The 20,267-nt window shown below is 62.1% G+C and carries 17 protein-coding genes; 11 read left to right on the forward strand and 6 right to left on the reverse strand.

The window, feature by feature from the left end; all coding sequences use genetic code 11:
* Positions 1-6: 6 nt before the first annotated feature.
* Together J0663_RS19655 and J0663_RS19660 are read right to left on the reverse strand one after the other, a co-directional pair.
* Positions 7-1,107: a Gfo/Idh/MocA family protein gene (locus tag J0663_RS19655; protein WP_207242040.1), complete on the reverse strand. Its 1,101-nt coding sequence runs from the start codon at positions 1,105-1,107 to the stop codon at positions 7-9.
* A 35-nt stretch (positions 1,108-1,142) separates the two neighbouring features.
* Positions 1,143-2,342: an ROK family transcriptional regulator gene (locus J0663_RS19660; RefSeq protein ID WP_207242041.1), complete on the reverse strand. Its 1,200-nt coding sequence runs from the start codon at positions 2,340-2,342 to the stop codon at positions 1,143-1,145.
* A gap of 198 nt (positions 2,343-2,540) precedes the next feature.
* Here J0663_RS19660 and J0663_RS19665 point away from each other — a divergent pair, with 198 nt between their 5' ends.
* The 4 genes from J0663_RS19665 to J0663_RS19680 all read left to right on the forward strand — a co-directional run bounded on the left by J0663_RS19665 (position 2,541) and on the right by J0663_RS19680 (position 6,802).
* Positions 2,541-3,845: an ABC transporter substrate-binding protein gene (locus J0663_RS19665; RefSeq protein WP_207242042.1), complete on the forward strand. Its 1,305-nt coding sequence runs from the start codon at positions 2,541-2,543 to the stop codon at positions 3,843-3,845.
* Between the two features lie 80 nt (positions 3,846-3,925).
* Positions 3,926-4,864, forward strand: a complete 939-nt coding sequence (locus tag J0663_RS19670) for a carbohydrate ABC transporter permease (RefSeq protein WP_207242043.1) — start codon at positions 3,926-3,928, stop codon at positions 4,862-4,864.
* On the forward strand, positions 4,857-5,705 hold the full coding sequence (locus J0663_RS19675) for a carbohydrate ABC transporter permease (RefSeq protein WP_064712815.1): 849 nt from the start codon (positions 4,857-4,859) through the stop codon (positions 5,703-5,705). The genes J0663_RS19670 and J0663_RS19675 overlap by 8 nt, the downstream gene beginning before the upstream one ends.
* Before the next feature lie 23 nt (positions 5,706-5,728).
* Positions 5,729-6,802 carry an ABC transporter ATP-binding protein gene (locus J0663_RS19680; RefSeq protein WP_207242044.1) on the forward strand — a complete coding sequence of 358 codons (1,074 nt, stop codon included), beginning with the start codon at positions 5,729-5,731 and terminating at the stop codon, positions 6,800-6,802.
* Positions 6,803-7,176: 374 nt separating this feature from the next.
* Here J0663_RS19680 and kdgD read toward each other — a convergent pair whose 3' ends face one another.
* The 3 genes from kdgD to J0663_RS19695 all read right to left on the reverse strand — a co-directional run bounded on the left by kdgD (position 7,177) and on the right by J0663_RS19695 (position 9,888).
* On the reverse strand, positions 7,177-8,103 hold the full coding sequence (gene kdgD, locus J0663_RS19685; RefSeq protein ID WP_207242045.1) for a 5-dehydro-4-deoxyglucarate dehydratase: 927 nt from the start codon (positions 8,101-8,103) through the stop codon (positions 7,177-7,179).
* A 36-nt stretch (positions 8,104-8,139) separates the two neighbouring features.
* Entirely contained in the window at positions 8,140-9,114 is a 975-nt protein-coding gene (locus J0663_RS19690; RefSeq protein ID WP_207242046.1) for a mannonate dehydratase, read from the reverse strand.
* A gap of 63 nt (positions 9,115-9,177) precedes the next feature.
* Entirely contained in the window at positions 9,178-9,888 is a 711-nt protein-coding gene (locus tag J0663_RS19695; protein WP_207242047.1) for a FadR/GntR family transcriptional regulator, read from the reverse strand.
* A gap of 132 nt (positions 9,889-10,020) precedes the next feature.
* Between J0663_RS19695 and J0663_RS19700 the strand changes: the two genes are divergently transcribed.
* From J0663_RS19700 to J0663_RS19720, 5 genes are read left to right on the forward strand one after another with little or no spacing between them, the layout of a single operon-like run.
* On the forward strand, positions 10,021-11,616 hold the full coding sequence (locus J0663_RS19700) for an ABC transporter substrate-binding protein (protein ID WP_207242048.1): 1,596 nt from the start codon (positions 10,021-10,023) through the stop codon (positions 11,614-11,616).
* Between the two features lie 20 nt (positions 11,617-11,636).
* Positions 11,637-12,665, forward strand: coding sequence for an ABC transporter permease (locus J0663_RS19705; RefSeq protein WP_207242049.1), 1,029 nt, complete (start codon positions 11,637-11,639; stop codon positions 12,663-12,665).
* Positions 12,662-13,564 (forward strand): ABC transporter permease, encoded by a 903-nt coding sequence (locus J0663_RS19710; RefSeq protein ID WP_207242050.1) that lies wholly within the window; start codon positions 12,662-12,664, stop codon positions 13,562-13,564. Before J0663_RS19705 ends, J0663_RS19710 begins: the two co-directional genes overlap by 4 nt.
* A gap of 16 nt (positions 13,565-13,580) precedes the next feature.
* The gene (locus J0663_RS19715; RefSeq protein WP_207242051.1) at positions 13,581-14,426 is read left to right on the forward strand and encodes an ABC transporter ATP-binding protein; all 846 of its coding nucleotides are present in this window, start codon (positions 13,581-13,583) and stop codon (positions 14,424-14,426) included.
* Entirely contained in the window at positions 14,423-15,166 is a 744-nt protein-coding gene (locus tag J0663_RS19720; protein WP_207242052.1) for an ABC transporter ATP-binding protein, read from the forward strand. Before J0663_RS19715 ends, J0663_RS19720 begins: the two co-directional genes overlap by 4 nt.
* A gap of 21 nt (positions 15,167-15,187) precedes the next feature.
* On the opposite strand, the gene J0663_RS19725 is transcribed toward J0663_RS19720, so the two are convergent.
* The gene (locus J0663_RS19725; protein WP_207242053.1) at positions 15,188-16,234 is read right to left on the reverse strand and encodes a LacI family DNA-binding transcriptional regulator; all 1,047 of its coding nucleotides are present in this window, start codon (positions 16,232-16,234) and stop codon (positions 15,188-15,190) included.
* A gap of 184 nt (positions 16,235-16,418) precedes the next feature.
* Here J0663_RS19725 and J0663_RS19730 point away from each other — a divergent pair, with 184 nt between their 5' ends.
* Both J0663_RS19730 and J0663_RS19735 read left to right on the forward strand, forming a co-directional pair.
* Entirely contained in the window at positions 16,419-18,935 is a 2,517-nt protein-coding gene (locus J0663_RS19730) for a hypothetical protein (RefSeq protein ID WP_207242054.1), read from the forward strand.
* Between the two features lie 63 nt (positions 18,936-18,998).
* Positions 18,999-20,258 (forward strand): ABC transporter substrate-binding protein, encoded by a 1,260-nt coding sequence (locus J0663_RS19735; protein WP_207242055.1) that lies wholly within the window; start codon positions 18,999-19,001, stop codon positions 20,256-20,258.
* Positions 20,259-20,267: the final 9 nt, after the last annotated feature.

The following is a 20,267-nucleotide window of genomic DNA, read 5'->3' on the forward strand; positions in this document are numbered from 1 at the left end:
CCTGAATTATTTCGCCAGTCGTCCGTCGACGATGGATTCGGACAAGGGGGCAGGGCGCTCCACCGCCGTGGTGATCGTCACCGTCCGGCCGGTCTCGGACGCTGTATGGAAGGCTTCCATGACTTCGAGCACGTGCAGCGCCAGGTCGCCATTAGCGCGGTGCGGCCGGTTCGAGCGGATCGCATGCGCCATGTCGGCGACGCCGAGCGACCGGAAATTGCCTTCGGCATAGGGCGCAGTGACCGGCTGGTCCTCGAAAGCACCGCCCTTCTTCAGATATTCGACAGGGCCGGCGAACTTGTTGGGATCCGGGACGATGAGCGTGCCCTCGGTTCCGTAGACTTCGAGCGGCACATGCTTGTGGCCGGCGACATCGAAGCTCATGGCGATCTGAACGACCGCGCCATTGGCAAACGCCATCATGCCGGCGACATGGGTCGGCACATGCACGGGAATGCGCTCGCCGTTGCGCGGCTCGCTGGTAACAAGCCGCTCGGTTCGCGGCGTCGTCGCAAAACCGGCGACCTGTGAAACCGGGCCGAGAAGATTGACGAGATCGGTGATGTAGTAAGGCCCCATATCAAGCATCGGCCCGCCGCCCACCTCGTAATAGAAGGCCGGGTTCGGATGCCAGCGCTCATGGCCCGGGCACATGAAGGTCGCCGAGCCGCCGACCGGCTGGCCGATGACGCCCTGGTCGATCAGGGCGCGCGCCGTCTGGTGGCCGCCGCCGAGGAAGGTGTCGGGGGCGGCGCCGATCCGCAGATTGCGGGCGCGCGCGACCTCTGCCAATTTATTCCCTTCCGCGAAATTAATCCCGAGCGGCTTTTCCGAATAGGTATGCTTTCCGGCTTCGAGCGCCTGCAAGGCGACGGCGACATGGGCCTTCGGGATCGTCAGATTGACGATGATCTCGACCTTGGGGTCGGCGAAAAGCTCCTCGACTGCCTTGACGGGAACGTTGAACTCGCGCGCCTTGGCCTCGGCAAGATCCCGGTTCAGATCGGCGACGCCGCGGATGTCGAGAATGGGGAAGGATGCCATCGCGGTGAGATAGGCGCCCGAAATATTGCCGCATCCGATGATGCCGATACCGACTTTTTCCATGAGGTCCTCCATATCTGTTTTGATTGTGTTGCCCGTCAGAGCGCCGGCCCGGTCGTGCTCCAGGGCGATTCGTAGAGCTCGTAGAGCGCCACGGCTGCCGCGCCCTGCGCCCAGAAATCATCGCTCGAATCGTCGAAGACGAGTTCACTCACTCCGCGCAGCGAAGGCGGAATGGCAAGCGCATAGGCGTCGCGCAGGCTGTTCAAGAAGGGTTCGCCGAGCGCCAGGCTGGAGCCGACCAGGATGACGCGCGGCGGCGCAAACAGGGTGACGATATTGGCGATGGTCAATCCCACCGCCTCGCCGGCGCGGATGGCCGCGCCGATCAGCCGGTCGTCGTCGGCCTTGATCAGCGCCTGGGCATGCGTCATGCCGCGCCCGAGACGGATCGCTTCGGCAAAACGTCCGTCGGCCTGCTGTTCGCCGAGGATGGCGCTTTCGCCGGCCTGGCTGAAGAGCCGCACCACGCCCAGCGGTCCCATGCCGAGCACGAGGTCGCCGAGATTGTGGCTGAGGCCGCCGGCGCCGCGGAACAGGCGGTTGCCGTGCAACACGCCGAGCCCCAGCGTTTGTTCCAGCGAAATCAGTACCATATCCTCGAGATCGCGGGCCTTTCCGAACCAGTGATGACCGAGCGTGATGGCATGGGCGTCGCTTTCGACGATGGTCGGCGTCGAAAGCCGAGCCGACATCTCCGCGGCGAAATCGACATTGATGTCGCGAAAGATCGGGCTGCTTCTGACATAGCCGGTGCGGTGTTCGATGACGCCGGGAAAGCCGAGGCAGATGCTGTCGACATCCTCCAGCGAAAGCCCGGCATCGACGACGCAACGCCTCACGCCGTCCTCGACCAGATCGGCGATCACGCCGATTGGCTGCCGGTCGATGCGGATCGGCAGGGCGAGCTTCGACAGCACGTCGCCGCGGAAATTGGTGACGACGAAGACCATGCGGTTGGCGGCGATCTTGCCCCCGACGACACGCGCGGCATCAGGATTGAGTTCCAGCGCCACGCGCGGCCTGCCACGCACGGCCTCATTGCGGATATCGCCTTCATGACGCGGCAGGATCAGTCCGTCGTCGAGCAGGGAGGCGGTAATGGCGGAAACGGTTGTCGTCGACAGTTCGGTCCGCTCGCTGATCTCGATGCGCGAAATCGGGCCATGGCGCCTGATGGTATCGAGCACGTTCAGGCGATTGATCGCGCGCATCAATTCTGGATCTGCAGTCTTCATGAAAATGAGCCGGCGGTCGTTTCGTGGAGCGGAAGCTAGTATTTTTAACGGGTTACGAAATAAATAACGGGCAATCCTGTGCTGCTGTCAAGCGCATTTGGCAAAAATAGAGGCAATTGGGTTGACATCGGGCGAAAGCTCCGGTGAATTAATCCGCATTGGGGAAAAATTGTGAGGATGGTCCCCAGGGAGGAAATCATGAATTTTTCAAATAAGGGCGCCATTTTCGGCGGCAGGCGCTTCGCATCCATGGCCGCAGCAGCCGGCATGTTGCTCCTGGGAGCGGGCGCTGCCTCCGCAACAACCGTGGTGAAGTGGCTACACCTCGAGCTCGACCCGAAATTCGTCGCGGCTTGGGAAGACATCGTCAAGAAATACGAAGCTCAGCATCCAGACGTCGACATCCAGATGCAGTTCCTCGAAAACGAGGCATTCAAGGCCAAGCTTCCCACGCTGCTGCAGTCCGACGACGTACCGGATTTCTTTTACAGCTGGGGCGGCGGCGTCTTGAAGCAACAGGCCGAGACGGGCGCGCTTCAGGACGTGACGGCGGCACTCGACGCCGATGGCGGCAAGCTGCGCAACGCCTACACGCCTTCATCAGTCAGCGGCCTGACCTTCGACGGCAAGACCTGGGCTATTCCTTACAAGGTCGGATTGGTCAGCTTCTTCTACAACAAGGAGCTCTTCGCCAAGGCCGGCGTGAAGGCCGAGGAGATCAAGAGCTGGGCTGATTTTCTTGAGGCGGTAAAGAAGATCAAGGCGGCGGGAATTGTCCCGATCGCAGGAGGCGGCGGCGACAAGTGGCCGATCCACTTCTACTGGAGCTATCTCGTCATGCGTGAGGGCGGCCAGAAGGTCTTCGAAGCGGCCAAGAACGGCGAAGGCGAAGGTTTCCTTGATCCCGCGATCATCAAGGCTGGCGATGACCTCGCCGAACTCGGCAAACTCGAGCCTTTCCAGCCCGGCTATCTCGGCGCTACCTGGCCGCAGACGCTCGGCGTTTTCGGCGACGGCAAGGCCGCGATGATCCTCGGCTTTGAAAATACCGAGGCCAACCAGCGCAAGAATGCCGGCGACGGCAAGGGGCTCGCGACCGACAATATCGGGCGTTTCGCATTCCCGACGGTCGAGGGCGGCGCCGGCCAGGCGACAGATACGCTCGGCGGCCTGAACGGCTGGGCCGTCACGAAGAAAGCCTCCAAGGAAGCGATCGATTTCCTGGCGTTCCTGACGAATGCAGAGAACGAGCGGGCTATGGCGAAAGCCGGTATGCTTCTCCCCGTTGCCGTCGGCGCCGGCGATGGCGTCACGAGCCCGCTGCTTGCCGAATCGGCGAAGCAGCTTTCGGGCTCGACCTGGCACCAGAATTTCTTCGACCAGGATCTCGGCGCGGCCGTCGGCCGAGTCGTCAACGATGTGTCGGTGGAGATTGTCTCCGGACAGATGAACTCCAAGGACGGCGCCCAGATGATCCAGGACGCTTTTGAGCTGGAACAGTAACCAGCGCCTGCGGACCCTCCCTGGCGCTACGTCAAAGCGGGCGCCAGCATTGCTGCCGATGAGATGCGAAAGCAGGAACCATGGCCAATATTTCAGTCCCAACGATGACATCAGCCGCGAGGCCGGCAATAAGAGCGTCAAACAGGAGAAGTTCGGTCGCCCACGATCGGTTAGCAGTGCTTTTGCTCTTCCTGCCCCCGGCGCTGCTGCTTTTCACGCTCTTCGTCATCTTGCCGATGGGTGAGGCGGCCTGGTACAGCCTCTACAAGTGGAACGGCTACGGCACGCCGAGCGAGTTCATCGGCCTGCGCAATTTCCAGGTTCTGTTCCGCAATGCGGCCTTCACCCAGGCGCTCATCAATAACGGCCTGATCATCGTCATCTCAATCTGCATCCAGGTACCTCTGGCCATCTGGCTTGCCACCATGCTCGCCCACCGCATTCCCGGCGTTGTCGGCTTCCGCCTGATCTTCTTCTTGCCCTATGTACTGGCCGATGTTGCCGCAGGCCTTATCTGGCGTTTCGTCTATGATGGTGATTACGGTCTGTTCGCCGCCGTTTCCAACTTCTTCGGTTTCGCCAATCCTTACGTGCTCGCAGACAAGGATGTGGCGATTTACGCCGTGCTTGGCGTCGTCGTCTGGAAGTATTTCGGCTTTCACATGATGCTGTTCATCGCCGGCCTGCAATCGGTCGATAAGAGTGTCCTGGAGGCGGCCGAGATCGACGGCGCCACCGGCTGGCAGAAATTCCGCTATGTCACCCTGCCGCTGCTCGGCTCGACCTTGCGTCTTTCGATCTTCTTTGCCGTCGTCGGCTCACTGCAGCTCTTCGACATGATCATGCCGCTGACCGGCGGCGGCCCGTCCAACTCCACCCAGACGATGGTCACCTTCCTCTATACCTATGGCGTCATGCGCATGCAGGTGGGCCTCGGCAGCGCCGTCGGCGTGGTGCTGTTCATCATCTGCGTGACGCTCGCCTTCGGTTACAAAAGGATTTTCATGCGCCATGACTGACATGAGCTCTTCCATTCGCATGAGCACATCGACACGCATCTATCTCTACGTGTCGCTGAGCCTGATCGCTGCGATCGTACTGGTGCCGCTGCTGACGACGGCGCTCGGCGGCTTCAAGACACTGGGTGACCTGCGCACCAATCCCTTCGGCCTGCCGACGGATTGGCAATGGGCGAATTATACCGACATCCTCTTTGGCGAGCGCTACTGGATGCAGATCGGCAATTCGCTTGTCATCGCAGCGCTGACCGTTCTGCTGACGCTGATCGTCTCGTCGATGGCCGCCTTCGCCTTTGCCCATGTCCGTTTCTTCGGCTCGTCCTTCCTGCTCAACTATTTCCTGCTCGGGCTGATGTTTCCGGCGGCGACCGCGATCCTGCCGCTCTTCATCCGCATTCGTGATCTCGGGCTGTTGAATACCTACTGGGGCGTGGTGCTGCCGCAGGTGGCCTTCGGCCTCGGCATGAGCATCCTTTTGTTCAGGAACTATTTCCGCAATCTCCCGGAGGAGCTGTTCCAGGCGGCCTTCGTCGACGGCTGCGGTTATCTCAGGTTCTTCTGGCACATCTCGCTGCCGCTATCGCGTCCGATCGTCGCCACCGTCAGCATCATCTCCTTTGTCGGCAGCTGGAACAGCTACATCCTGCCGCTCATCATGCTGAACTCGGAATCCAAATACCCTTGGCCGCTCGGAATTATGGTCTATCGCGGCGAATTCGGGACGGAATGGCAGCTGGTGCTCGCCTTCATCACGCTGACCATCCTTCCCACGATTATCGTCTTTTTCGTCGCCCAGAGGCACATCATCGCCGGCTTGACGGCCGGCGCCGTGAAGTCCTGAGCTGAACCATTGGAGGTGCAACCATGGCATCCGTTGAATTGATTGATGTGAGCAAGGCCTACGGCGCGGTCGACGTCATCCACGACATTTCGCTTGCGATCGACGATGGCGAATTCGTCGCGCTGGTCGGTCCGTCCGGCTGCGGAAAATCGACGCTGCTGCGGATGATTGCCGGCCTTGAGGAGATCACTGACGGCGAGATTGCCATCGGCGGCAAAGTCGTCAACGGCATGACGCCGCGCGAGCGCAACATTGCCATGGTATTCCAGTCCTACGCGCTCTATCCGCATATGACGGTGGCCGAAAACATGGGCTTCAATCTGAAGCTCGCCGGCGTCGCCAAACCTCAGATCGAAGCCCGTGTCGCCGAAGCCGCCCGCATGCTCGATCTCGCCAAGCTGCTAGACCGCAAGCCGGCCCAGCTGTCCGGCGGCCAGCGCCAGCGTGTCGCCATGGGCCGCGCCATCGTGCGCAACCCGGCCGTCTTCCTGTTCGACGAGCCCTTGTCCAACCTCGACGCCAAGCTGCGCGTGCAGATGCGCTCGGAAATCAAGACGCTGCACCAGAAGGTCAGGACAACTTCGATCTATGTCACCCACGACCAGATCGAGGCGATGACGCTTGCCGACCGCATCGTCGTGCTCAACCAGGGCAGGGTGGAGCAGGCGGGGACTCCGCTCGAACTCTACAAGAAACCCGCCAACCTCTTCGTCGCCGCCTTCATCGGCTCACCGGCGATGAACATGCTCGAAGGGACGGTGGACGGAGAGTACGGCGAACCGGCCGCCCGTCTCGACGACGGCACTGCGATCCGCATCGCGCCCGACCGAAAGGTCAGGCGCGGCCAGGCCGTCACCATCGGCCTGCGCCCGGAGCATCTCGTTCCCGGCATATCGACCGGCACGCCGCTTGCCGGCCGCACCATGCTGGTGGAACCCACGGGCGCCCAGATCCATGTGGTCTTCGACCTTGCCGGCCAGCAGGTGACGGCGATCGTCGACGGCGAATATCCCGCCCGCTACGGCGCCGTCTTCGAGGCAAGCATCACCAGCGATCAGGTGCACGTCTTCGACCGCGGGACCGGTGTGGCGCTGTAGGTGGGACGGCATTTACTGTCAGCTGCTGCCGTCAAGAGGTGAGAGGGAAGCGGAGAGCGTGCGGCATATCTCTTCTCCCCAGCGGGGAGAAGGTGCCGGCAGGCGGATGAGGGGGCCACACGACACACTCTTTCCAGCAATCACACATTCCGCCACGCCGAAAGCGAATACGCCAAACACTGTCGAATCGCCGCCGGTACGGTCTAAGCTCCTATGGACAATAGTAAGACCGGCGGTGCTGGCCCCCTCGTCCGCCCTACGGGCACCTTTCTCCCCGCTGGGGAGAAGAGGGAATCGAGAGGCTGCGGCTCCCGTTATCCCCCTAGCCTCGGTTCCAAAGGACGGAGCCAGATACGTCCTCCACCTGAAGCCTCTTATTCCGCCGCAATCCGTTCGACGCCGTTGGCCTGAATGATCTTTTCCACCAGCGCGAGCTCGTCCGGCGTGAGATCCGTCAGAGGCGGACGAACGGGGCCGGGATTCTGGCCAAGGACACGAAGCCCGGCTTTGATTATCGAGACGGCATAACCCTTCTTGCGATTGCGCAAGGCGACGAAGGGGAAGAAGAAGCTTTTCAGGATTTCATCGGCGGTCGGCTGGTCGCCGCTGCGCAGGGCGCCATAGAAGCGCTGGGCAAGCGCGGGGACGAAGTTGAAAACCGCGGACGAATAGGTGGTCACGCCGGCGGCGAAATAGGCCTGGGCATAGACCTCATGGGTCGGCATGCCGCCGATATAGACCAGACGGTCGCCCAGACGTGTGGTGATCTCGATCACCTTGTCGACATCGCCGACGCCGTCCTTGAAGCCGATCAGATTCGGGCATTCCTCGGCGAGCCGCGCGATGCTGTCAGCCGTCAGGATGGCGTTGTCGCGGTTATAGACGATGACGCCGATGCCGACCGATTGGCAGACGGCCTTGACATGGGCGATGAGGCCCGCCTGCTCGGCAAACATCAGATAGGGCGGCAAGAGCAGCAAGCCGTCCGCGCCGGCCTTTTCGGCCGCCTTTGCGATCTCGATCGCGAGCGACGTGCCGTAGCCGGTTCCCGAAATGATCGGCGTATTGCCCGCCGAAGCCTTGGCGGCCCGGACAACCGCGGGAATCTCGCTGGGATTGAGGGAGAAGAACTCGCCCGTGCCGCCGGCGGCAAAGAGGGCGGCGGCGTCGTAGCCGGAAAGCCACTCGACATGACGGCGGTACTTCGCTTCGTCGAAATTGAGTTCTTCGTTGAAATGCGTCACCGGAAACGAGAGCAGACCGCTGCCGACGGCCTTTTTCAATTCAATCGGGTTCATCATGACGTCCTATTGCTTAGGTGTTGAAAATCGATCGTCTCAGGCGCTCTCGAGCACTTGCAGAAGTGCCGCGATATAGCCGTAACAAAAGGCAAATGCGGTGGCGGACGGGTCCTTGCCGCTGACGGTCGGCACATGGTCGGGCATCAGCATGTACTTGTAGCCGACTTCCCTGTAGATTCTGGCGGAGCGGACCATGTCCATGTCGCCCTCATCGGGGAAAGTCTCCATGAAGGACAGCTTGCCGCCGCGAATATTGCGGAAGTGGACATTGAATATCTTGTTGCGCTCTCCGAACCAGCGAATAATGTCGTCGATCTCTTCGCGGGGATTTTCGAGCATCTCGCCGATCGAGCCCTGGCAGAAATTGAGGCCGTGATAAGGGTTTTCGCGCATCTGCACGAATTTCTTCAGCCCTTCCACCGTCCCCAGCACGCGCGTGACGCCGCGATAGCCGGGCGGCGTATAGGGGTCGTGGGGATGGCAGGCGAGCCTGACGCGATTGCTTGCGGCGACCGGAACGACGCGTTCGAGGAAGTAATCGATCCGCTCCCAATTTTCGTCCTCGGAGAGCACGCCGGCAAGGCCGGGCGCGGCCTGCTGGTCGGTCTTGTCCCATCGGAAGCTCGCATTCATCGAACCGCCGCGTCCCGGTTCGTCGGGCGTGCGCGGAATGCCGATCAGGTTGAGATTGTATTTCACTGCCGGAATGCCGGCCGCCGCGACATTCTCGATCATATGGCAGACCGCATCGATCTGCCGGTCGCGGTCAGGCCCGGCAAGAAGGATGTCCGGATAGGAGGCTTTCTCGATCGGCTGCGAGGGCAGGGGCAGCTGAATCATGTCGAGGATCAGGCCGAAGCTTTCGACCTTGTCTCGATGGCGTTCGATGTCGGCAAGCGTCCAACTGCTCGGCTTTCCCGGCGGATCGGCGCTGATATGCTTCACGCCCAATTGCGCGAAGATCCGATAGTCGTCATCGTCGCGTGCTGCCACCTGTGTTCCAAGATACATCAGAAACCTCTCAAAAATCATCCATGTCATATGACATAATATGAATCTTAGAGGGTGTCGAGCCTATTGCTGTTCGGCAAGCATCCGATAGCGTCGCTGGCTGGCCATCAAATGGGCACGCATCGCCTGGCGGGCGCGGTCGGGATCCTGTTCGGCGATTGCCGATAGGATTTCCACATGTTCGGCATGGACCTTTTGAAGATACTCGCGGTCATTGGCCTCCGGCAGCGTCGGAAACTGCCCGCGGGGAATGGCGCGTGGGCCGAAATGGCGCAGGACGTCGACATAGAAACGGTTGTTGGTGGCGGCCGCGATCGCCATGTGGAAGGCATAGTCGGCCTCGACCGTCTGCTGTCCCGACTCGATCAGTTGCGCCATTCGGCGGTTGGCCTCTCGGATTGCTGCTTCCTGCTCGGCCGTGCGGCGATAGGCGGCAATCGCCGCCGCTTCACCCTCGGCGGCCATGCGAAACTCAAGCAATTCCAGGGTTTCCGGAATGCTTTTGATCTCCACCGGCGTCAGCGACATAACCGAATGGATCTTCGGATCGGCGACGAAGACACCTTTGCCCTGGATCGGCCTGACGAAACCTGCGGCCCTTAAATCGGCAATCGCCTCGCGCACGACGGTGCGGCTGACGCCGAAGGTCGATTCCAGCTGCGGCTCGGTCGGCAACTGGTCGCCGACACGCAATTTCCCTGCCTCGATTTGCGCTCGCAACTGATCGATGACCTGCTGCGCCAGTCTTTGCCGCCCACGGCCGAGTGTCGTCATTCTCGCTTCCCCAGTTCCTTTGCCTCAAGTCTTCCGCACGGGTCTTGCAAATCGTACCGGACTTCGATAAATCATAATACGACATACGGCCGACATAATATGTCTCTTATAGTAATCCAGGGAGGAGTTACAATGAAGCATTTTTCTAAGGGCCTGTTCGTCGGAGCCTTCGTCGGCGCTCTGACGATCGCCGCGCCGCTTTCGTATGCCGCTACGCTGAAGGACCAGCTGGTGATCGGGACATCGCTGGCACAGGTCCTGTCGCTTGATCCGCATCAGGCGACCGAGGGCAAGGCCGTCGAGATCATGTCGAACCTTTACGACCGGCTGGTCAACAGCACGCCGGATGGCAAGATCGTGCCGCAGCTGGCCGAAAGCTGGAAGGTTGACGACAAGGGCATCACCTTCACGCTGCGCCAGGCCAAGTTCGCCTCCGGCAATCCGGTGACGGCGAAAGATGTCGTTTATTCAATTGGGCGGCTTCTGAAGCTCGACCAGGCTGCTGCGGCGAACCTCAAGCGCGTCGGCTATGACAAGAACAATGTCGACAAGCTCGTTACGGCAGTCGACGATAAGACCGTGCGCATCGACTTTTCCGGCCAGGTGACGGCCGAGATGCTGCTCTACCGGCTCGCGGCATCGACCACCAGTATTGTCGACAGCGTAGAAGTGCAGAAGCATGTCTCCGACAACGACTGGGGAAATGCATGGATGCGCACGCACTCGGCCGGCTCCGGTCCGTTCACCCTGAACCGCTGGTCTCCGAACGAACTTGTCATCCTCGACGCCAACAAGGATTATGTCACCGGCGCTCCGAAGATGAAGCGCGTCATCGTCCGGCATGTTCCGGAAAGCCAGGTCGAGAGGGTGATGCTCGAGCGCGGCGACATCGATGTCGCCAGCGCCATGACCGCAGCCGATCTCGCGACCTTCAAGGACAAGCAGGGCTTTACCATCCAGCGCATTCCGACAGGAGGCTTCTACGTGCTGTCGATGAATGCCGGCAACCAGTACCTGTCCAATCCGAAGGTTCGCGAGGCCATTGCCTACGGCATCGACTATAAGGGCATCGAGAAGACGATCATGGGTCCATACGGGCGGGCGAGAAACGTTCCGGTTCCGGAGAATTTCGAATCTGCGATCCCGAACCCCGACTGGCCTCTCGATGTCGAAAAGTCCAAGCAGCTGTTGGCCGAAGCAGGGTTTAAGGACGGCTTCTCGCTGACGCTGAAGACGATCGCGCAGACGCCGCGCATCGACCTTGCCACGGCGATCCAGGCGTCGCTCGCCCAGGTCGGCATCAAGATCGACATCCAGCAGGGCAACGGCTCGGAAATCATCGCCGCCCATCGCGCCAGGGATTTCGATCTGCTGATCCCGCAGACCAGCGCCTATATGCCGAACGTGCTCGGCTCGATGGAGCAGTTCTCGTCCAATCCCGACAACTCGAAAGAAGCCAACAATGCCGGCAACTTCGTCTGGCGCTCGGCCTGGGACATCCCGGAGCTGACGGCTCTGACGGCCAAAGCATCCATGGAGCCGGACGCCAAGAAGCGCGGCGAGCTCTATGTCGAGATGCAGAAGTTGTTCGTGGAACAGAAGCCGGCGGTGCTGCCGATGTTCGAACGTTTCGAGCCGATCGTGCTGTCGAGCAAGGTGCAAGGATATGTGGGGCATCCGACCCAGCTGACGCGTCTCGAGAGCGTCACGAAGTCTGAAGCCCAGTAATACTCCCGAGGCAGCCGATCATGAAGGAACTCTCTGTAGCCGAATTTGGCCGACGCCTGGCGCATCTGCTCGTCAGCCTTTTCATCCTCTTATGTGTGACCTTCGTGATCGGCCGCGTCCTACCCACGGATCCCGTCGGCGCAATCGTCGGCGAACTCGCCGATCCCGCCGCCTATGCGGCCATGCGGACGCGTCTGGGGCTTGATCTGCCGATATATCAGCAGTTCTTCCTTTATCTGAACGGGCTGGCGCATGGTGATTTCGGCACGGCCGTGCTCACCGGAAATCCCGTCTCTTCGGACCTCGCTCAGGCCTTTCCGGCGACCTTCGAACTTGCGACGCTGGCGGTGATCATTTCGACCTTCGTCGGCGTCCCGCTCGGCCTGGTCGCGGCGCTGTTTCGAGATAGCCTGATCGACAAGATCGCCCGTGTTGTCGCCCTCGTCGGTCATTCGATCCCGGTTTTCTGGTTCGGCATCGTCGGGCTCGTGATTTTCTACGCCGGGCTGAACTGGGTCGGCGGGCCGGGCAGGGTGGACGTGTTCTATGAGGGGCTGGTCACCCCGCAGACCGGCCTGCTGTTGGTCGACAGCCTGCTGCAGGGCGAGACGGAAATCTTCTGGAATGCGCTCGGCCACATCATTCTTCCTGCCATCATCCTTGCTTACGCCGCGATGGCCTACATCACCCGCATGACCCGCAGCTTCACGCTCGAGCAACTGAGCCAGGATTATGTCATCGCTGCCCGCGCCAAGGGTGTCAGCCCGACCGGCGCGATCCTGCGACATGTCCTGCCGAATATCGCGGTGCAGCTCATCACCATTCTCGCCATTTCCTATGGCGGGCTGCTCGAAGGCGCTGTTGTCACCGAGATCGTTTTCTCCTGGCCGGGCATCGGCCAATATATGACGAACGCTCTGATGATCGGCGACATGAACGCCATCGTCGCAGCCACCATCATCGTGGGATTCATCTTCATGCTCCTGAACTTTCTGGCCGACGTCGCCTACGCCCTGCTCGATCCGCGCATGCGGGAGGCAGCCCGATGAGCGACGCCATCCACAGCGAGATCCGCATCCGTCCGCCGAGCATGCCGAGCCGGGTCGCCGCCTCATTCGGGCGCGCCGGCCGCAAACTCGCCGATGAGCCGCTCGGCCTTGCCGGCTTCGTCATCCTCGGCCTGCTTTGCGTGGTGGCGATTTTCGCGCCGCTTCTGGCGCCTTATGATCCGACCATCCAGTCGCTTGGCGACGCCCTGCAGCCCCCGAGCCTGGCGCATCCGGCCGGCACCGACGAGTTCGGCCGCGACATTCTGAGCCGCCTCATTTTCGGCACGCGCATCACCATCCAGACCGTGCTGTCGGTGTCTTTGATCGTCGGCCCGATCGGATTGCTGATCGGCGTCGTCGCCGGTTTCTTCGGCAGCAATACCGACGCCGTTCTGATGCGCGCCACCGATATCGTTCTGTCCTTCCCGTCGCTGATCCTGGCGCTCGCCTTTGCCGCCGCCCTCGGCGCGGGACTGGGCACGGCGATCATCGCGATCTCGCTCACGGCATGGCCGCCGATCGCAAGGTTGGCACGCGCGGAAGCGCTTGTCGTCAGAAACGCCGATTACGTGGTCGCCGCCCGCCTTTACGGCGCGTCACCGATGCGCATCCTGCTTCTTTATATCGCGCCCATGTGCATCCCGTCGGTCATCGTCCGCCTGACCCTCAATATGGCGGGCATCATCCTGACGGCGGCTTCGCTCGGCTTCCTCGGCCTCGGCGCCCAGCCGCCGGCGCCAGAATGGGGCGCGATGATCTCGAACGGCCGCAAGTTCATGCTCGATTACTGGTGGGTGGCCGTCATGCCGGGCATTGCCATCCTGCTCAGCAGCCTTGCTTTCAACATCGCCGGAGATGCTCTGCGCGACATTCTGGATCCCCGCCATGCCAGATCGTGAAATGGGAGATCGTGACATGCAAGATCGTGATCAGCAGCCCGTTCTCTCGGTCAAGGAGTTGAGCGTCCGTTTCGGCCGGGGCGCCGTGCCCGCCGTCTCCAATGTCAGCTTCGACGTCGGGCGCGAACGTGTCGGCATCGTCGGCGAATCCGGTTCCGGCAAGTCGACGACCGGTCGCGCCGTTATGCGTCTGCTGCCGCCGGCGGCGGTCGTCTCGGCCGAGCGCCTGGATCTGGCCGGCAGTTCCTTGCTTGCCAAGACCGAGCGTCAGATGGGAGCGCTGCGCGGCAAGGACCTCGCGCTGATCATGCAGGACCCGCGCTATTCGCTGAATCCGGTGCTGTCGATCGGAAAGCAGATCGCCGAGGCAGCCCGCCTTCACCTCGGTCTTGGCAAGAGGCAGGCGTTTGATGCCGCCCGCGCCATGCTGGAGCGCGTGCGCATCACCGATGCCGATCGGGTCATGGCTCTCTATCCTCACCAGATATCCGGCGGCATGGGCCAGCGCGTGATGATCGCGATGATGCTGCTGGCGCGGCCGAAGCTTGTCATCGCCGATGAGCCGACCTCGGCCCTCGATGTCAGCGTGCGAAAGGACGTGCTGCTGCTGCTCGATGAATTGGTGCGCGAAAACAATTCCGGCCTGCTTCTGATCAGCCACGACATCCGCATGGTGGCGGCATTCTGCGAACGCATCATCGTCATGTATGCCGGCCGGATCGTCGAAACGCTGACCAGCCTCGAAGAGGCCCGCCATCCCTATACGCGCGGGCTGATCGCGGCGCTGCCCGATCCGAAAAATCCGGTTCGCCGGCTTGCGGTTCTCGACCGGGCGAAACTCGAGCTGGAGGCGGCGCAATGATCAATGTCCGCGACCTCGATGTCGTCTTTTCCTCCGGCAAGAACATGAACCATGTCGTCCGGGGCATCAGTTTTCAGGTGAGCCATGGCGAGACGCTCGGCATCGTCGGCGAATCCGGCTGCGGCAAGTCGACGGTGCTGCGATGCCTCGCCGGCATGGAGACCGGCTGGACCGGCCAGATCGAGCTTGGCGGCAATCCGATCGGCAAGAGACGGTCGCGCGAAGAGCTGAGATTTGCCCAGATGGTCTTCCAGGACCCTTACGGATCGCTGCATCCGCGCCATCGGGTCGGCACCGCGCTGGCCGAACCGCTGCGCGCCATGCGCCATGCCGATATCTGGTCTAAGGTCGAAAGGGGCTTGATCCAGGTGGGGCTGCCGGCCAGCTTCGCCAACCGTTTCCCGCATGAGCTCTCCGGCGGCCAGCGGCAGAGGGTGGCAATCGCCCGTGCGCTGATCCTGTCGCCGCCTGTCCTCCTGCTCGACGAGCCGACATCGGCGCTCGATGTCTCGGTCCAGGCGGAAATCCTCAACCTGCTTGCCGATCAGCGTGAGGAAAAGGGGCTGACCTATCTTCTTGTCAGCCACGACCTCGCGGTCATCGCGCATATGTGCGACCGGGTGTTGATCATGAAGAACGGTTGCTTCGTCGACGAGCTCACCAAAGAGGATCTGCAGGCCGGCACCACCCATGATGCTTATGCGCGGGAACTGTTTGAAGCGAGCTTCATGGAAGCTTGATATTGCCCCCGGCACAGGATCTCAGCGCCCCTCCCTCACAGGAGATACAGCTGCGACGCTGCTCCTTTCGACCAGATGGCAGGAAAGCTCGACGCGGCGCCGCGGCGTCGCAAGACCCAGCATCATGTCGCGCAAGAGGTCGAGCGCGGTGGCGCCGAGTTCGCGCATCGGAATATGCACCGTCGACAGCGGCGGATTGAGAAAGGCCGATTGCGGCAAGTCGTCTATGCCCATGACGGAAACGTCCTGCGGCACGGCATAGCCCATCGCCTGCAATCCACGCACCGCGCCGCTGGCGAGACTGTCGCCCGCCGTCAGGACGGCAGTGAAGGAAAGACCTTTGTCGCCGACAAGGCGGGTGATCGCCTCGGCGCCAAGTTCCGGCAGCCAGTCGTCGACCTCGAGCACGAGATCGGCCTCGGCCGTCAGCCCGTGATGCCGCAGGGCGTCGCGCCAGCCCTCCAGGCGCCGCTCGATCGTCCGCCGACCCGGGCGCAGCATGAAAAGGATGCGCTGATGCCCGGCCTGGATCAGCCGTTCGGCGGCGATGAAGGCAGCCGAGCGGTTGCAGGGCGTCACACTCGAAAGCCGCATATAGGGATCGTCGCTGTTGACGAGCACGACGGGCTTTCCGAGGCTGGCGGCCGCTGCCAGCATATCCTCTTCGTCGACCGTCAGGATCAGCATGCCGCCGAAGCTCGGGTCATCCCGCACCTCGGCGACGACACGGGCTTCATCCTTCTTGTCTGTGACAGGGCGCATTGCAACCTCGATGCCGAGCGCGGCGGCGCGCGCATTCAATCCTTCGAGGACGTGGAGGGTGAACTGGTTGCGGACATAGTCGATCATCGCCGCGCCGGAGGCGACAAGCATGACCTTCTTGCCGGCCACGCTCGCCGGCAGGGCGTAGCTGACCGCACTTGCCGTTTCCAGCACCAGCTTGCGGATCTCAGGCCTGACGCCCTTTTCGCCGGCGAGCGCCCGCGACACGGTGCTGATCGATACGCCGCATCGGGCGGCGATGTCGTCCAGGCGCGCACGTCTGCCTTTTTTCTGCTCCGCGGCCATGAGATCTCCTCGCTCCTTACTGTTATGCAAAAATCTTTCAGATTGCGCAAATGGAATGCCTGTGCACAATTGTTGCGAGGAGTCCGCGGCAAGCGGCAGAGCAGGGAGGCTTTGAAGATGCGGCTTGACCGCCATCCACGCGTCGGTGTTTTTTCGCAAAGCCCCAGGCCAGAGCGGATCTGAGATGACCGCCGGGCAGCAATCCCATCTCCGCCGCGAAACGGCAAAGAACAGCGCGATCGTCCACTGGCAGCTCGGTCATCTTTCTGAGCAGCGCTACGACGTCGCCGACCGCCCGATGGAAGGCCGGATGGATCCCTTCTTCTTCGTCACCAAGACGAAGAACTTCATCCCGCACGAATATCCCTGCCGCACCGAATTCAAGGCAGCCTTCTCCGGCCGGCGACCGCAACCATCAACCCCGTTTGGGGCCGTCCGCTGGTGGCTCCCGTTCGCCTCGCCGCGTGTCGATCTGTCCGGCTTCTGGTTTCGCCCGACACGCATCGGCTGCTGGGCGCGCACCTTCCTCGATGCGCAGTCGGCGGGATCAGCCACGCTTCGCCTGTCGACCTGCGGCGGCGCCATCCTCTTCGTCAATGGCCGCGAGCAGGGGTTCATGGCGCCTTACGAGCGCAATCTGGAAGCCCAGCAGATCTTCGAGGTCGAGCTTTCCGCCGGCCTCAACGAGATCCGCATCTATTTCGACGATCTCGCCGAGCGCGACGCCCGCTTCTATTTCCAGCTGGATTACCTCGATGGGCCGGAGGTCGAAACAGCAGTTCCCGTTCCGATCTCCGCCGGTGACGCGGATGCGCTGGAGGCAATCCTGGAAGGCATGCGCTTCAACCGCGCCGCCTATCTCGGCGAAGACGTGACCATCCTCTTCCCCGCGCCGCTGCCGGTGGCGCTGACCTGCCATGTCGAAATCGAAGGCGACTTCATGTCGGTCGAGCGTTTCGATTATGATTTCACCATGGCGAAGGGCGCAACGAAGCTCGAGCTCGGCACCTCGGCTGATTTGCCAGCCGATTTCCGCCACTTCCGGATCACGCTCAAGACAGGCGAGCTTTCGCTCGGCCGCACGCTCGGGGTCGAGATCTGTCACCCACAGGGGCAAGCGCCGGCCGCGCTCGCGGACCGTGTCGCCGAGGCGCTTGCCGAAGTCGCCACCCATTCCGAGCCCGATACGGTCTGCGCCTTCGCGCGCCTCGCCTTGGGGCAGGGCGGCGAGGAGACCGAGGCGATGATAGCGGCCATGCTGCCCGTCATCGAGGATTGTCACGACTGCGCCGATTTCGTGCTGGTGCCGCTGCTCTTTGCCTATACGCGCTGGAGCAATCTGCTGTCGCAGGATCTGCGGCGGAGGATCGAGCATGCGGTTCTCAATTACCGCTACTGGATGGACGAGCCGGGAAACGACGTTCAGTGGTATTTTTCGGAAAATCACGCGCTTCTCTTCCACACCGCCGCCTATCTTGGCGGCAGGCTGTTCCCCGATGCCGTCTTCGTCCGTTCCGGTCGCAGCGGCGCCGAGCAGATGCAGGTCGGCGAAGAGCGTGTCCGCGCCTGGCTCGACCATTTCGAGCGCTGGGAAATGGCCGAGTGGAACTCCGTTCCCTATTTCCCGATCGACCTCAAGGGTCTGACGGCGCTCGCCGCCTGCGCGCCGGACGAGACGATCCGCGCCAGGGCGAGCGCCAGCATCGTCCGCCTGATGGAGATCGTCGCCCGCTCGGCCCATCACGGCATGCTGACCGGCAGCCAGGGCCGCTCCTACGAGCACACGCTGCGCCCCGGCCGCTCGGTCGAGCTGTCGGCAATCGCCCGGTTGCTGTGGGGCCGAGGCTGGTATGGCCGGCGTGTCCACGCGCTGCCGCAACTTGCCGTCTGCATCCGTGACCACGGCCTGCGTTTTCCCGAAGAGCTCGCGGCAATCGCCGCGCACCAGTCCGACGACGCGCAGGAATGGACCTTTTCCCAGGGCGAGAACCGGTTCGCCGCTCTCTATCACCACAAGACGCGCGATACCGCGCTCGGCACCATCGCCCATTACCGCCCCGGCGCCTGGGGCTATCAGGAGACGGTGCTGCATCTGCGCCTGGGTCAGCGGCCGGAAGCGCAGATCTGGATCAACCACCCCGGCGAGACCATACAGTTCGGCTATGGCAGGCCGAGTTTCTGGGGCGGCTGCGGAACGCTGCCGCGCGTGCATCAATATCGCGATCTCGCCATCCTCGATTTTGAAATCCATGAAGGCCAGCCCGATTTCACCCATGCCTGGTTCCCGCTTGAGGCTTTCGACGAGACGGTGGTCGGCGGCAATCTGGCGCTTGCCCGGTCCGGCAACGGCCTTGCGATACTGATCGGCAACGGCGCGCTCGAGCCGGTGAAGCACGGCCCGACGACGGATGTCGAGCTGCGCCTTGCCGGCCGCAAGGGTCGGTGGATCGTCCGTCTATCCGATCTCGGGCGGGAAGGTGGCCTCGACGGCATGCGGACGCGTTTCGCCATGCTCGCTGCCCGGCGCGACGATGCGGGGGGATTGATCATCGCCGATCCCGATTATGGCGAGGTCGTTTTCGAAGAGGATGGCACAATGCGCGCCGAAGGCCGGATTCTCAGACCTTCAGCCTGGTCGGTGCGGGGAGAAGCGGTACATCTCATGATATCAGGCAGCCAACCTCGGCGCGCGGCGTCGTAACGGCATGTCCGGAGGTGGAGGACCAGCCGGGCGCAGGAATTCATCGGTCAGGAGGAGGAGAAAATGACCAGAATGAAATCGATCGGCGCGGCTTTTGCCGCGGTTCTTTTAAGTTCCGTTGCCGCCCATGCCGGCGACGTGCGCATCATGTGGTATTCCGACGGCGGCGAAGGCGAGGTGATCAAGGATCTGCTGGCGCGCTTCTCGAAGGCCAATCCCGATGTCAATGTCATCCTTGATGAGGTTTCCTATGACGTCATCAAGGAACAGCTCCCGGTGCAACTGGAAGCCGGGCAGGGGCCGGATATCGCCCGCGTCACCAATCTGAAGGCGTTGGCGCCGCACTGGCTCGATCTTCGCCCGCTCCTCGCCGACGCCAAATATTGGGACGACAATTTCGGCGCCCAGGCCGACTGGATGCGTCCCGACGGCTCGGACGCCATCACCGGCTTCATGACGCAGCTGACGCTGACCGGCGGCTTTGTCAACAAGACGCTGTTCGAGCAGGCCGGCGTCGAAATTCCCGGCCCGAAGGCAACCTGGGACGACTGGGCGGCGGCAGCGAGGAAAGTCGCCGACAGCCAGAAGGTCTTCGCCATGGCGATCGACCGGTCCGGCCACCGCGTCACCGGTCCTAATATCTCTTACGGGGCGAACTATATCGCCGCCGACGGCAAGCCGGCGCCGCTCGATCAGGGCGCCAAAGAATTTCTTAGCCGCTTCGTCAAATGGAACGAGGACGGCACCGTCAACAAGGACGTCTGGGTAAGCGCTGCCGGCACGACCTATCGCTCTGCTGCCGAAGACTTCATCAATGGTGGTCTTGCCTATTACTATTCCGGCAGCTGGCAGGTTTCGGCCTTCGCCCAGAAGATCGGCGACAGTTTCGACTGGGTCATGGCCGGAAGCCCGTGCGGCACCGTCGCCTGCAGCGGCATGCAGGGTGGCGCGGGCATGGTTTCAGTGAAGTACACCAAGAACCCGAAGGACGTCGCCAAGGTGATGGATTACCTGGCAAATGCAGACGTGCAGAAGGAATTTGCCGAGCGTAGCCTGTTCATTCCGGCGCATAAGGGGGTGGCCGCCGGTCCGGTGGACTTCAAGACGGACAATCCGCATGTGCAGGCTGCGCTAAAGGCCTTTGTCGAATCGGCAGGTCAGACGGCAGCCGCTGCGGTGAAACTGCCGGGTTGGAAGTGGTCGGATGCCTATTACAGCGCCATCGTCGCCCGCATCAGCCAGGTGATCGCCGGCGAAATGAAGCTCGACGACGCCTATGCCCGCATCGACGAGGACATCAAGGCCAAGGTTGGCGGCAACTGACGGACGAAC

Source organism: Rhizobium lentis, from assembly GCF_017352135.1.
Taxonomy (GTDB): Bacteria; Pseudomonadota; Alphaproteobacteria; order Rhizobiales; family Rhizobiaceae; genus Rhizobium; species Rhizobium lentis.